This window comes from Paenibacillus sp. S29, assembly GCF_049319765.1.
Classification (GTDB): domain Bacteria; phylum Bacillota; class Bacilli; order Paenibacillales; family Paenibacillaceae; genus Paenibacillus; species Paenibacillus polymyxa_B.
The window spans coordinates 13,317-25,774 of record NZ_JBMOUI010000006.1 but is presented as its reverse complement, the minus strand read 5'-3'; the positions used below and the strand labels follow the sequence as shown (position 1 = coordinate 25,774).

General features: G+C 45.5%; 13 protein-coding genes, 4 tRNA genes and 1 riboswitch. Of the genes, 12 read left to right on the top strand and 5 right to left on the bottom strand.

Going from position 1 to position 12,458, the window contains the following annotated elements; translation table 11 throughout:
• Window positions 1–78: 78 nt before the first annotated feature.
• Together ACL9RM_RS11985 and ACL9RM_RS11980 are read right to left on the bottom strand one after the other, a co-directional pair.
• Complete coding sequence (locus ACL9RM_RS11985) at window positions 79–954, bottom strand: Cof-type HAD-IIB family hydrolase (RefSeq protein WP_250267760.1); 876 nt, start codon at window positions 952–954, stop codon at window positions 79–81.
• Window positions 955–1,023: 69 nt separating this feature from the next.
• Window positions 1,024–1,785 carry a DeoR/GlpR family DNA-binding transcription regulator gene (locus tag ACL9RM_RS11980; protein ID WP_414126325.1) on the bottom strand — a complete coding sequence of 254 codons (762 nt, stop codon included), beginning with the start codon at window positions 1,783–1,785 and terminating at the stop codon, window positions 1,024–1,026.
• Window positions 1,786–2,029: 244 nt separating this feature from the next.
• Between ACL9RM_RS11980 and ACL9RM_RS11975 the strand changes: the two genes are divergently transcribed.
• The 6 genes from ACL9RM_RS11975 to ACL9RM_RS11950 all read left to right on the top strand — a co-directional run bounded on the left by ACL9RM_RS11975 (window position 2,030) and on the right by ACL9RM_RS11950 (window position 4,017).
• A tRNA-Glu gene (locus ACL9RM_RS11975) sits at window positions 2,030–2,101 on the top strand.
• Between the two features lie 86 nt (window positions 2,102–2,187).
• Window positions 2,188–2,263, top strand: a tRNA-Lys gene (locus tag ACL9RM_RS11970).
• Window positions 2,264–2,278: 15 nt separating this feature from the next.
• A tRNA-Leu gene (locus ACL9RM_RS11965) sits at window positions 2,279–2,361 on the top strand.
• Between the two features lie 163 nt (window positions 2,362–2,524).
• Complete coding sequence (locus ACL9RM_RS11960) at window positions 2,525–2,980, top strand: MarR family winged helix-turn-helix transcriptional regulator (RefSeq protein ID WP_049827669.1); 456 nt, start codon at window positions 2,525–2,527, stop codon at window positions 2,978–2,980.
• Window positions 2,981–3,165: 185 nt separating this feature from the next.
• Window positions 3,166–3,540: a helix-turn-helix domain-containing protein gene (locus tag ACL9RM_RS11955; RefSeq protein WP_250267763.1), complete on the top strand. Its 375-nt coding sequence runs from the start codon at window positions 3,166–3,168 to the stop codon at window positions 3,538–3,540.
• A gap of 93 nt (window positions 3,541–3,633) precedes the next feature.
• Complete coding sequence (locus tag ACL9RM_RS11950; RefSeq protein WP_069291379.1) at window positions 3,634–4,017, top strand: helix-turn-helix domain-containing protein; 384 nt, start codon at window positions 3,634–3,636, stop codon at window positions 4,015–4,017.
• 124 nt (window positions 4,018–4,141) lie between these two features.
• On the opposite strand, the gene ACL9RM_RS11945 is transcribed toward ACL9RM_RS11950, so the two are convergent.
• Entirely contained in the window at window positions 4,142–4,363 is a 222-nt protein-coding gene (locus tag ACL9RM_RS11945) for a Rha family transcriptional regulator (RefSeq protein ID WP_069291380.1), read from the bottom strand.
• A 296-nt stretch (window positions 4,364–4,659) separates the two neighbouring features.
• Entirely contained in the window at window positions 4,660–5,397 is a 738-nt protein-coding gene (locus tag ACL9RM_RS11940) for an urease accessory protein UreF (RefSeq protein ID WP_250267765.1), read from the bottom strand.
• 262 nt (window positions 5,398–5,659) lie between these two features.
• Between ACL9RM_RS11940 and ACL9RM_RS11935 the strand changes: the two genes are divergently transcribed.
• Window positions 5,660–5,742 (top strand) — tRNA-Leu (locus ACL9RM_RS11935).
• 91 nt (window positions 5,743–5,833) lie between these two features.
• Here the strand turns inward: ACL9RM_RS11935 and ACL9RM_RS11930 are convergent.
• A complete protein-coding gene (locus tag ACL9RM_RS11930; RefSeq protein ID WP_235307732.1) occupies window positions 5,834–6,319 on the bottom strand; it encodes a glutathione peroxidase in 486 nt (161 codons plus the stop codon).
• A 466-nt stretch (window positions 6,320–6,785) separates the two neighbouring features.
• A riboswitch (cyclic di-AMP (ydaO/yuaA leader) is annotated at window positions 6,786–6,953 on the top strand.
• Between the two features lie 115 nt (window positions 6,954–7,068).
• Here ACL9RM_RS11930 and ACL9RM_RS11925 point away from each other — a divergent pair.
• The 5 genes from ACL9RM_RS11925 (at window position 7,069) to kdpC (ending at window position 12,368) form a co-directional block, all read left to right on the top strand.
• The gene (locus tag ACL9RM_RS11925) at window positions 7,069–7,464 is read left to right on the top strand and encodes a hypothetical protein (protein ID WP_250267767.1); all 396 of its coding nucleotides are present in this window, start codon (window positions 7,069–7,071) and stop codon (window positions 7,462–7,464) included.
• 183 nt (window positions 7,465–7,647) lie between these two features.
• Entirely contained in the window at window positions 7,648–7,725 is a 78-nt protein-coding gene (locus tag ACL9RM_RS11920; RefSeq protein WP_071559652.1) for a potassium-transporting ATPase subunit F, read from the top strand.
• A 150-nt stretch (window positions 7,726–7,875) separates the two neighbouring features.
• Complete coding sequence (kdpA, locus tag ACL9RM_RS11915; protein WP_165176322.1) at window positions 7,876–9,552, top strand: potassium-transporting ATPase subunit KdpA; 1,677 nt, start codon at window positions 7,876–7,878, stop codon at window positions 9,550–9,552.
• Window positions 9,553–9,589: 37 nt separating this feature from the next.
• Window positions 9,590–11,620 (top strand): potassium-transporting ATPase subunit KdpB, encoded by a 2,031-nt coding sequence (gene kdpB, locus ACL9RM_RS11910; protein ID WP_250267769.1) that lies wholly within the window; start codon window positions 9,590–9,592, stop codon window positions 11,618–11,620.
• Window positions 11,621–11,639: 19 nt separating this feature from the next.
• Window positions 11,640–12,368: a potassium-transporting ATPase subunit KdpC gene (gene kdpC / locus ACL9RM_RS11905; RefSeq protein WP_061829573.1), complete on the top strand. Its 729-nt coding sequence runs from the start codon at window positions 11,640–11,642 to the stop codon at window positions 12,366–12,368.
• Window positions 12,369–12,458 lie beyond the last annotated feature (90 nt).

The following is a 12,458-nucleotide window of genomic DNA, read 5'->3' as shown; positions in this document are numbered from 1 at the left end:
AATCGTTTAAATGGAGAGGAGATGTGCTGCGTACAGCTTGAAGCGGCGTTAGCCTGTCTTGTACGCAGCCAATGACTTCTATTTCACGGTGTCAGCCTCGACTGGCTTGAGTATGTTCAACAGAGCATGAGCGACGCCATCTTCCGCATTAGTCAGAGTCACTTGGGAGCAGACGGCCTTGATGTCGTCTTTTGCATTGCCCATGGCAATGCCTGTTCCTGCCATTGTTAGCATGGAGATATCATTGTAGCTGTCCCCAATCGCTACGGCTTCCTGCATGGGAATGCTCAGATGATTCGCCAAATAACGCAATGCATTACCTTTAGACGCATCCCTATGCTCGACTTCAAAGTTACGGTCTGAAGAGATGACCATGTTCAGGCCCTGAAAACCTCGGTAACGCTCACGACCCCGCTCCAATTTGGCTTGATCAAAGGAGAAACAGAGCACGTTATAAATCTCTACATCCAGTGGAATGTCCTCATATGAAGCGATGCGGGTATGTCCGGTCTGTTCATATTGTTTTTCAGCTGCATGTAATAAAGTATCCAGCGAAATATCCGGGTTGGCACTCAGCAAGCGGTCCATTTCAACAGCAAGTAGCTGATGTCCGTTTTGTGGAGAATAAATGGCTCGGTCTGTCATGACCTCATAGTAAAAGTCGTTGTCGTGCAGCCAGCTCAGCACTTCAAACGTTTCACTCCGGCCCATAGGAGTAGAGGTTAACTGACGACGATGCACATCGTGTACGGTTGCGCCGTTTGCTCCAATGACGGGAGTTACAAGCTCTGCTTCCTCTAGCTTCGTCCAGGCGTCATAAGCGGCTCTACCAGTGGCAATTGTCACCTGAACGCCTTGCTGCTGTGCTTGGCGTATAGCCTCCGCGTTCACTTTGCTTATTTTTCCTTCCTCGTTCAGCAGTGTTCCATCCATATCAATCGCAAACAGTTTCATTTCTCTCCAACTCCTGTCTTTCGATATCTCTGTGATAAATCTTGAGTTCTAGCTAAGCAGTTTCATTTTTTATGAGGGTACAACAACTTCAACATCATAATGTTGCAAAATTTCCAGCATCGCTGGTTCTGGCAATCTGTCGGTAATCACGATATTAACTTCAGACAGATCGGCAAAACGATATGGAAAATTGATTCCGAATTTCGAATGGTCCGCAAGGATGATCACCTGATCTGCCTGCTTCATCATCTGATGCTTCAGCATACCGTCTTCTTCATGAATTAGGCTTAGTCCGTGGGCAGATATACCACCAATCCCGATAAAGGCTTTGTCTACAAAATAGTGAGACAAAGTGGCGATCACGGAGGAGCCATATACATATCGGTGTTCTTTTTGCAGGCGGCCTCCCAACAGATGTATGGAGACACCGTCTTTTCCAGATAGCACGTCAGCCTGATTGATTGAATTGGTGATGACCGAACATTCCTGCACATTCAGTCTTTCTGCACACGCCTGTACGGTGGTAGAGGAATCCAATATAATACGATCCTTATCTCGTACCATGCTGGCAGCCAGCTGTCCGATCACTTGTTTCTCCTCGGATACAGTAAGTAGTCTTTCGTTATAATTTCCAATTGAATCGTGATGAAGTGTAGGGAGAAGAGCGCCACCGCGGGTGCGAATAATTTTTTGATGTTCTTCAAGTTTTACGAGGTCTCGACGAGCCGTATCTCGTGAAACATTAAAAAATTCACAAATATCATCCACCGAAATACGTTTATGAAGCTGTAAGTAATCAACGATTTTTAACATTCGTTCTTCCTGATACATAGAAAGCTCCTCTGATATATAATTATTTCGGTATCTTGTAAGTGATTATAAGTAAATTCAAGTGATATTGCAATCATTTATCACTGTTTTCAGGATTTCAGTGATTTAAGATAAGGAATTGTAAGTTAATATGCATTTTGTACTTATAAAAACTTATTTTTTAAAAATTTTAGAAATAAGTATTGCCATTCGGTATTCTATTTGATATACTCTTTCTTGTCGCCAAGTTGGCGCATAATAATAAGGCCCGTTGGTCAAGGGGTTAAGACACCTCCCTTTCACGGAGGTAACAGGGGTTCGAATCCCCTACGGGTCATTGTTGTCTTTATAGACTACATGTTGCATGCTTAAGGGAAATTCCTGAGGTCTGGTCTAATGGCGGACAGCTTGGATGAACAGCATGAGCCATTAGCTCAGTTGGTAGAGCACCTGACTTTTAATCAGGGTGTCGAAGGTTCGAGTCCTTCATGGCTCACCATTTATATTTTGTTATGCGGTCGTGGTGGAATGGCAGACACGCTATCTTGAGGGGGTAGTGAGCGTACGCTCGTGGAGGTTCGAGTCCTCTCGACCGCATCAATGGAATAAACGGAAAAGTCTCTCGCGGTAGAGGCTTTTTTTATTTGTGTAGTGATGTAATAAAGTAATCATTATGATGAAATAATGATTCCATAGTATAATATAACGCCATAATGTTATAGAATGATAAGTATAAACTTATGAAGTGACGGTGAAAAATATGGACACTCAACTGTTAGGAAATATATCAGAAAATATTTTGGGCTTGTTTCCGATTGTGAAGAAGAAATTTTTCACCTACGGTCCGCTCGATTTCCCATTACACTTGTCGCCTAATAACTTTCAGGTATTACTGCTTCTGCGTGAGGTGCGCTTGTCTACGGTATCTGATTTATCCAAACAGCTCAATGTCTCACGTCCGAACATGACTCCTCTTCTGGACAAACTGGTGGAGCATGGGTTGGCTGACCGCCAGTCGTGTGATTCGGATCGCAGAGTCGTGAATGTGGCGATTACACAGGAAGGCGATGCTTTTTGTGAACAGGTATTTCATACCTTCTCCAATAAAATTCAAGAGAAACTGGTGTATCTGCCAGAAGAAGATTTATTGCATCTGAGCGAAACTTTGAATGAATTGAAGCATATCTTACTTAAAATCGACAACTCTGCTACGTGATTAGCGTAAGTGAACTGGCTTAAAGACCGCCCTTTCTTCGGAAAACAGGCGGTTTTTGTTGCGTGTTGTGGTATAATGGAAACCAACATACATAATTCGGTAATTTTAGCATACGTGATCTTTGAAATGGGAACAGAGAACATGATATCGTTATTTGAGAGCCTGCTAGGGAGGAAGGAACTTCTATGCAATCTATTTACCATCGCATTGAGGAACTCATCAAGGAACGGGGAATGACGAAAAAGGCGTTCTGCCAGCAGTTAGGCATTAGTACAGGGAACTTCGGGGATTGGAAAAGAGGAAAAACGACGCCGGGCACGAATAAACTCATTGAAATCGCTTCTTTTTTTGATGCCAGTCTGGATTGGATTATGCTGGGTCGAGATGTACAGGGTGAGGTGCTAAAGGAGCCGCAAGACCCTTATTTTTTTGACGCTTCAGGGCAACTGAATTGCCAGGGGGAAACGCTTAGTGAAGCGGAAAGAAATTTTATACTTGAGTATATTGAATTTACCCGCTTTCGTAAAGAGAAAAACCAGCGCAATTCTACTATGGGGTAATGGTTGCTTAGGATTTGATGAGGATTACTAATGAGTAAGGCTGAAAAATGAAAATTATTTCAGAAAAAGTTACTGTGTCGGAGGGGAAACATTTTGGGAGATCAAACTATTTATCAGCGGATTGAAGCTTTGATTAAGGATCGCGGAATGACCAAGAAGGCATTTTGTGAAAAACTTAAAATCAGTTCAGGGAATCTCGGTGATTGGAGAAGAGGTAAAACAACGCCGGGTACCGCCCATTTGATTCAGATTTCGGACTTTTTTAATGTATCGCTTGATTGGTTGATGAAAGGGATTAAGCCAGGGGAAGGCGTACTTCAGGAACAGAAGGCTGCTTATTTTTTTGGAGTGATGGGGCCACTGAATTGCCAGGCAGAAGATCTTGAGACGGAAGAACAGAATTTTATTTTAGAATATGTTGAATTTGCGAAATACCGTAAGCAAAAAAGTGAGAAGGATAAAACAAAGCCGGAATAATTTTTTGGCTAAAGATCGTCTGGGTTGAAAACCCGTAAACGAACTGGAGGGGTTCGCTTTACGGGTTTATTTGGTTTCTGGGTGATATGGAATGACCTATATGTAACTGGAATGCTTGTTGGATTTAGAGTGGCGGTGCCTCCTTATAATCGTTATCGTCGATGTTCAGAATTGCAGCAACTTGTTTTCTGTACCTTTGTGCTTTGCGGGTGCCGTGAATCAGATTGGACAAGCGTGAAGGCGGAATATTGTGTGTCTCACAAAATGTTTTCTGATCCAGTCGAAGTTCGACAAGCCGTTGTTTGATGGCCCACCCGAAGGAGGTGACAGGCATTTTGTTGTTCAAGAGAAATCGCCCCTTACGGATTCTTGCGGAATAATTGGTGTGTTATAATAATCATCAGTAAACATGTTAGAATTAACCATCTGAAACTATGATACACTTTTATACGTGTTTTTACAATCGCAAATACGTTATTTTGTTGAATTAATTACTTAATTAAGTGCTAGGTGGTTCTGATAACCCGTCTAGAGTCTACTAATAGTGTGAATTTCGATTATGTGTGAATAAAAAACACTCTGCCACCTGAGGAAAGGGACAGAGTGTTTTTGGTGTTGCTGCCAGATTGGTGAAGCGACGCATCAGGGGGATGCTGGAAGGCGTTTGAATAGACCTGAGGAGGAAAACAGTCTAGGCTCATCCAATTGGCTATTATGGCTCATATAAAGCGGTAGAGTGATGTAGGAGTTGCACCAATGTCTGTGAAGAAAGCGACGCTGAAATGTGGTTGGCTCAGGTTCGTTAAGCTTCTTCCATGCGGAGAGCAGCTCGCTGGTCATACGCTCCATAAAAGGGTTCTTTTCCTCATAGGGAGGATTGAGTAGTTTGAAGGCATCTTCCACACAGAAGGACACCGCTGCGCCAAGATAGCCGTGCATGGTCTGTTCTACATCGTTTCCGAGGAGGAAGTTAATCCAGGTGTGAACGGTAGCGAGTGTGCCAATTGCATTGTATTGAATGAGTATAGATTCCAACTGGTCAAATTCAAGCCAAGGATAAAGAGCCTTAGCGAGCTTAAGTAGACGCTGACCGGATAGACGCAACTCCTTCACATGCTGCAAGGAGGGACGTTGGGTATGCAGCATCTTATCAATGAGAGCGATTCGCCAACCGTCATTCTGCTGGATGGCGACATACAGACTTTTGATAGCCATGCCGTCAACGGTTGTAAATTGAGGATACAAATCATCCAGCATGTAATGTTCCAGATCTTGTAGACTGTTCAAATGTCCGTTGCGGAATAGTTTCTCCAGTCCGTTAAAACGGGTGAAGCCACCAACAGGTAGGGAAGGGTCCAACAATAATGCATAGTTCAGCAAACGGTTGCCTTTATGCAGGGCGGTTCGCCTCCTCGAAGTGAATCCTTATGTTATATTATTTCACTCTTTACTTAGGGATAACGAAAAAATTCGAAATGTATGTAATATATTTTTACATTTTAGTAGCCCTTTTGTCAAATTAAATATTATTATCGCTCATATATGTTAGGTAAAATAACATATAAAATAATTATTATATTTGTGTTTACAAATAGTTGATGAGAGAGTATAATAAATCTGTTGCCTCAATACATTATGATTTGCGGTCGTGGTGGAATGGCAGACACGCTATCTTGAGGGGGTAGTGGGCGTACGCCCGTGGAGGTTCGAGTCCTCTCGACCGCATTATATGCAAGACCTAGTTGAAAAAGCATCCTGACACGGTTTACGTGAAGGGATGCTTTTTTTGTTTTAATAACTGTGATAAAGAAGAATATCAGTTTTGCTGCAAAAGCTTCTCTATATCTCCCGCCAGCTTATCTGGAGTGGTTTGCGGTGCATAGCGCTTAAATACGTTACCTTCTCGTGTAATTAAGAATTTAGTAAAATTCCATTTGATCGCTTTGGACCCTAATACCCCCGGAGCTGTTTGGGTCAGGTAGCGAAATAAGGGGTGCGCTTGATCGCCATTGACATCTGTCTTGGCGAACATCGGAAAGGTAACACCATAATTGATCTGGCAAAACTCGGAAATCTCCTCGCTGGAACCTGGCTCTTGTTTGGCGAATTGGTTGCTGGGAAATCCCAAAATTTCGAGCCCCAGTTCATGGTACTGGTCATATAGCTCTTGTAACGCTTTGTATTGGGGGGTTAACCCGCATTTGCTGGCTGTGTTCACAATAAGCAGAACATTCCCTTTATATGTGGATAACGGAATTGGTTTCCCTTGCAGGGTTTGCGCATCATATTCATAAACGGTCATAGTATCTCTCCTTATTCAATATTCAGCAATTAAATTGTAAGCAATTCAAAGTAAGGTTGCAAGTCTGGAAAAGCTGTATTAAGCCTTTAGCCGCTGTAAAATCGTATTTTGTTCAAAACAGTAAATCGCATTGCAAATGGAGCGAATTAAGGTGTTTCTTCTTATAAAAGCGGGTTCAATCGGTGTTTAGCTGGTACATATAGCGTATTTTCTTCTCTTTTTACAAAAAAAGGCCAAAAACGCTCTACCCTACGCCAATATTGACATGCTTGTCATTTTCGAAAAGGGATGAAAAACAGAGATTGAGTGAGCTGTGAGAAGCATAGTTGCGTTGTAAGCGTTATTATTAATCTTCTATGCTCTAAAGGCCGATTTATAACCCCGCAGTTGAGCTTTACAGTCTTCCATGCGCGGGTGTATGATTCAAGACGTAATTTCAAATTAACTTGAATGAAGCAACAACGAAATGTCTATAGCGCTGAATTTTGCAGTTGCAAAAGCGGGGGAACCAATCGAGACTGTACGGCTTGCCGTGTGTCTCATGGGGTGAATTTTCCGGTCAAGTGCCAGAAATAGGGCGACTCTCACGTCCGAATCCGACAGCTAACCTCGTAAGCGTACAGGGAGAGGCAACAAACCGCCGTGTGCAGCCATGGTTTATTTTATCATGGATATGTAAGAAGCCGGAGGAAAGCCTTTTTCCTTCGGCTTCTTTTTGTTGTCTTTTTATACCGGGAGAGGAGCTACTGATGGAAGGTCGGTTAATTATTGTCACTGCACCGAATGAAGCGGGCAGAAGTTTTGTGAAATTGCTTATTTTCAAAAAATTGGCGTTTGCAGTTCTGACGAATAGCGCTCAGGAGGAACGACAGCTCAAAAAAATGGGTGTGGAGCACATTGTCCGCATCAATACCATGCAAGCGGGAAAATGTAATTTTCCAAAAAAAGAAATTGGTAGTGTGTATTTGTTCGAGAACAGCTTGAATCTGACTTGCCGTTTCCTGCAAATATGTCGGCCGCTAACATCGGAATCGATCTATGTTATTACGCACGGCTGTAATCCACAAGGAATTTATCGAGGATTGGGAGCGGACCATGTGATCTACACATTGAACGGAGAGGTGGGTTTTCTGCTGAACGGATAAGCACTTATAACATAGTTGTTTTATGATTTTATGATGAAATAAGAATGGCGATCTGAGGACCGATACGGAGGGTATGAACATGATGGATATATACATGCTGCTCGTCATGGCTGTGAGTTATGGAGTGATACTGCTGTTTGTACGCTGGTGTGATGCGCAGACCTCTAAAGGAGGACGAAGAGGATGATCGTTATACTTGGGCTTACGGCTATTGTGTTTATGTATTTAATCTACGCGCTCCTGAACCCTGAAAAGTTCTAGTCAGCTATAGGGGATAGAGCGGGCGGGAACAACAGATCTGAATATTTAGCATCATAGGTAGCAGGTTTCCGCAAACGTGTGCACACGTTTGGTGCTCTGAAGCAGGTCTGTTGTTCCAAACGCAGGAGCATTTTGAAGGAGGAATAGAGGATGGAGCTGCTTCAAATTGGAATTGTGATCGTCATATTGCTGCTCTTGGTAAAGCCAGTGGGCACCTATATGTATCATGTATTCTCGAATGAACCCAATCGGACGGATCGGATTTTTGGCGGAACAGAAAAGCTGATTTATAAGATAGTAGGATTGAAGAAGCTGGAGAGCATGCGTTGGACTACGTATGTTATGAGTTTCATTGCAACGAATGTCGTGCTTGTGGCGATCAGCTACTTGCTGTTGCGTTTACAGGGAATGCTTCCTGGTAATCCGGCGGGAAACAGTAATATGGAAGCATCACTAGCTTTTAATACGGTAATCAGCTTTATGACGAATACGAATCTCCAACATTATAGTGGAGAAAGCGGGCTTACGTATCTGACACAGATGGCGTTCGTCACGATGATGATGTTCACTTCGGCTGCTTCCGGTTTTGCGGTTGCTGCGGCTTTTATGAGAGGATTGACGCGGCGCGGTGAAGGAATGGGCAATTTCTTTCAAGATTTTATTAAAGCCATCATAAGAATTTTCCTGCCGCTGGCCTTTGTGCTTACGCTGGTGCTGGTTGGATTGAAGGTACCCCAGACGCTACAGCCTACGGCGGATCTTACGACGCTGAGCGGAACACAGCAGCAGATTTCTATGGGACCCATTGCTTCTCTGGAGTCCATCAAGCATTTGGGGACAAACGGGGGTGGTTATGCGGGAGCTAACTCTGCGCACCCTTTTGAAAATCCAAGTCCTTGGACGAACGTGCTGGAAATTTTGGCAATGTGGGTAATGCCGGCTTCGTTGCCGTATACCTTTGGATTGTTTGCCCGTAATCGCAAGCAGGGCTGGATTATTTTTAGCTCCATGATGGTATTGTTTCTTATTTTTCTATCCATTACGTATGTGTCTGAGAAGACAGGTAATCCGTTAATCCAGACACTGGGTGTGGATGCTTCTCAGGGAAGCATGGAAGGGAAAGAGGTTCGTTTCGGCATTGGACAATCGGCTTTGTTCACTGCGGTCACAACAGCGGCAACGACAGGTTCAGTCAATAATATGCATGATACACTAACCCCACTGGGTGGCATGGCTGCTTTGGGAGAAATGATGCTAAACGTCATTTTTGGCGGCAAGGGTGTCGGACTGATGAATATGCTGATGTATGCGATTCTGGGTGTGTTTATATGCGGACTGATGGTCGGGAGAACTCCGGAATTTATGGGGAGGAAAATTGAAGGCAAGGAAATGAAGCTGATCGCGATTGCCATTTTGGTACATCCGTTTCTCATTCTCGCCCCAACTGCACTTGCATTTATGAGTCATTGGGGATACGATGCGGTCACTAACCCTGGCTATCACGGGTTGACTCAGGTGCTCTATGAATATGCGTCATCTGCCGCAAATAACGGTTCGGGATTTGAAGGCCTTTCGGATAACAATGTATTCTGGAACATGACGACGGGGATGGTTATGTTCTTCGGCCGATATGTATCTATGATTGCATTGTTGGCTGTGGCGGCTTCGTTGAATGCCAAAGCACCGACTCCGGTGACGACGGGGACACTGCGCACGGACAACAAGTTATTTGGAGCCATTCTGATCGGGGTCGTGCTGCTGATTGGTGCGTTGACCTTTTTACCCGTCATCGTATTGGGACCTGTTGCTGAATTTTTGACCATGTGAAGAAGAAAATGAGAATGGATGAACGGGGTGTTTGATCATGAAGGAACAACGCAAACACATGCTGGACAGAAGCATCTTGAAGCATGCGATCAAGGATAGCTTTATAAAATTAAATCCGATGATTATGATGAAAAATCCTGTCATGTTCGTCGTGGAGATCAGTACATTGGTCGTGCTACTCATGTTACTGTTTCCTGGTTATTTTGGAACTGGCAAGGAAATGGGCTTTAACCTGGCCGTGTTTGTTATTCTGTTGTTTACGTTGCTTTTTGCTAATTTTGCCGAAGCACTCGCGGAGGGGCGGGGTAAGGCACAAGCTGCCTCTTTAAAAAAGTCCAAGCAGGATACACAAGCTAACAAGCTCATCGGAAATGACATTCAGGTGGTTAGCTCAACCGAATTGCGTAAGGGGGACGTGGTTATTGTCTCCCAGGGCGAAATGATTCCAAGCGATGGTGAGGTCATTGAAGGTCTGGCTTCGGTGGATGAATCTGCAATTACGGGAGAATCGGCTCCGGTCATCAAGGAATCGGGTGGTGATTTTTGCTCGGTAACCGGCGGGACGCGGGTAGTCAGTGACCGGATTAAGGTGCGAATTACGACAGAGCCGGGCGAGACATTTATTGATAAAATGATTTCGCTCGTGGAAGGCGCACAGCGGCAAAAAACGCCGAATGAGATTGCACTGAACACTTTGTTGATTAGCTTGACGATTATTTTTCTAATTGTGGTGGTTACGCTAGCGCCGATTGCCCGTCATTTTAACATTGATTTGCCTGTTCCTGTGCTGATTTCGTTGCTAGTCTGTCTGATTCCGACCACGATTGGAGGACTGCTGTCAGCTATCGGGATTGCCGGTATGGACCGGGTCACCCAGTTTAACGTACTGGCCATGTCAGGCAAGGCGGTAGAAGCTTCTGGGGATATCAACACGATGATTCTGGATAAAACAGGCACAATCACCTTCGGGAACCGGATGGCGAGTGAATTCGTGCCTGTGGAGGGCGTGGAGAAGGCAGAGTTAGTGAAGTGGGCAGCGATTAGCTCTATGAAGGATGAGACGCCAGAGGGCCGCTCGGTTCTCGAATTGATGCGCAAACAGGAGCATACGTTGGATGCATCCTTGGCAGCAGGTGGAACCTTTATCGAATTCAAGGCGGAGACCCGGATGAGTGGTCTGGATCTGGCCGATGGACGAAAGGTACGCAAGGGCGCGGTGGATTCTGTTCGGCAATGGATCGTATCGCAAAACGGCAGTGTTCCAGCCGATCTGGAGGAAAAATCCAATCAGGTAGCCTCAGAAGGAGGTACACCGCTGGCAGTCGCGCTGGATGATCAGATATACGGCATTATTTATTTGAAGGATACAGTGAAGCCAGGCATGAAGGAACGGTTTGATCAGCTCCGGGAAATGGGTATCCGTACGATCATGTGTACCGGAGATAATCCGCTGACAGCAGCTACAATTGCACGAGAAGCGGGTGTGGACGACTTTGTAGCTGAGAGCAAGCCGGAGGACAAAATCGCGGTTATCCGACGTGAGCAGGAACAGGGGAAGCTGGTTGCCATGACCGGAGACGGCACGAATGATGCACCTGCGCTGGCGCAAGCGGATGTCGGTCTGGCCATGAATAGCGGCACAGTCGCAGCCAAAGAAGCAGCTAATATGGTGGACTTGGATTCCGATCCGTCCAAAATTATTGAGGTGGTCGCGATCGGCAAGCAGCTGCTTATGACGCGCGGAGCATTGACAACGTTCAGCATTGCGAACGATGTTGCCAAATATTTTGCCATCATCCCGGCGATGTTCATGCTGGCCATTCCACAAATGGGCGCTTTAAACGTCATGGGGCTTGGCTCCCCGCTGTCCGCTATTTTGTCGGCGCTGATCTTTAACGCGGTTATTATTCCGCTTCTGATTCCGCTGGCCATGAAGGGCGTGAAGTATAAGCCGATGAGCTCGGATCGCCTGCTGGGACGGAATTTGCTGATTTACGGTCTGGGCGGTATGGTCGTACCGTTTGTCGGCATTAAGGCTATTGATTTGCTGGTGCATTTGTGGATTTAGCGCAGAAAGGGTGAACGACATGAGTGGTTTTTATCGGATGATGTCTGGACGCAGATTTGCTGCGCACGAAAAAGCCGAATCTGGCGGGCAAGGTCATAACAAACGTACAGGGACCGGGACAGTGTCGGAAGGACAACCGGAGAGACAAGAGATGCGAGGAAGTACAGTTATTGGAGTGGCTTTGCGAACATCGGTGCTGATGATTCTCTTGTGTGGTTTGGCATATCCGCTAGTCAGTACAGGAGTAGCGCAGGTTCTGTTTCCGCAGCAAGCAAACGGCAGTATGCTCCGTGACGCAGAGGGACGGGTGGTCGGCTCCGAACTGATTGGGCAGTCCTTTGCCGATTCGGCATTTTTTCAAGGTCGGGTATCGAGCGTTGATTACAATGGGGCTGGTTCAGGCTCAAGCAACTACGCGCCGTCGAATCCGGCCTTGATACAGCGAGTCAAGGACTCTATTGCGGATTGGCAGAAGCATAACCCGGATGTACCCGTCAGTCAGGTTCCGGTGGACCTGATTACGAACTCCGGCTCCGGTCTGGACCCGCACATCTCGCCACAGGCGGCACGGGTGCAAATTCCGCGCATTAGCGGCTTGACGGGTATCCCGCAGGATCAACTGAGAGCACTGGTGCAGGAGCAGACAGAAGGCCGCAGCGCCGGGGTATTCGGCGAGCCGCGTGTGAACGTGCTCAAGCTGAATCTCGCGCTTGAGGCGCAAATAAAGGTAGAGCCTGCCAAGCGTTGAGTATTCTTTATGTATACAGGATAAATAAAATAGGATGAACAAAAAAGGTATCTCGCTGCCATTGGGGCTAGTGAGATACCTTTTTAATAT

Coding starts and splice junctions, on each gene's coding strand:
- ACL9RM_RS11920 (WP_071559652.1), top strand. CDS start 7,648: ATGATCGTTATACTTGGGCTTACGGCTATTGTGTTTATGTATTTAATC.
- ACL9RM_RS11980 (WP_414126325.1), bottom strand. CDS start 1,785: ATGTATCAGGAAGAACGAATGTTAAAAATCGTTGATTACTTACAGCTT.
- ACL9RM_RS11985 (WP_250267760.1), bottom strand. CDS start 954: ATGAAACTGTTTGCGATTGATATGGATGGAACACTGCTGAACGAGGAA.
- ACL9RM_RS11955 (WP_250267763.1), top strand. CDS start 3,166: ATGCAATCTATTTACCATCGCATTGAGGAACTCATCAAGGAACGGGGA.
- ACL9RM_RS11960 (WP_049827669.1), top strand. CDS start 2,525: ATGGACACTCAACTGTTAGGAAATATATCAGAAAATATTTTGGGCTTG.
- kdpB (WP_250267769.1), top strand. CDS start 9,590: ATGAAGGAACAACGCAAACACATGCTGGACAGAAGCATCTTGAAGCAT.
- kdpA (WP_165176322.1), top strand. CDS start 7,876: ATGGAGCTGCTTCAAATTGGAATTGTGATCGTCATATTGCTGCTCTTG.
- ACL9RM_RS11930 (WP_235307732.1), bottom strand. CDS start 6,319: ATGACCGTTTATGAATATGATGCGCAAACCCTGCAAGGGAAACCAATT.
- kdpC (WP_061829573.1), top strand. CDS start 11,640: ATGAGTGGTTTTTATCGGATGATGTCTGGACGCAGATTTGCTGCGCAC.
- ACL9RM_RS11925 (WP_250267767.1), top strand. CDS start 7,069: ATGGAAGGTCGGTTAATTATTGTCACTGCACCGAATGAAGCGGGCAGA.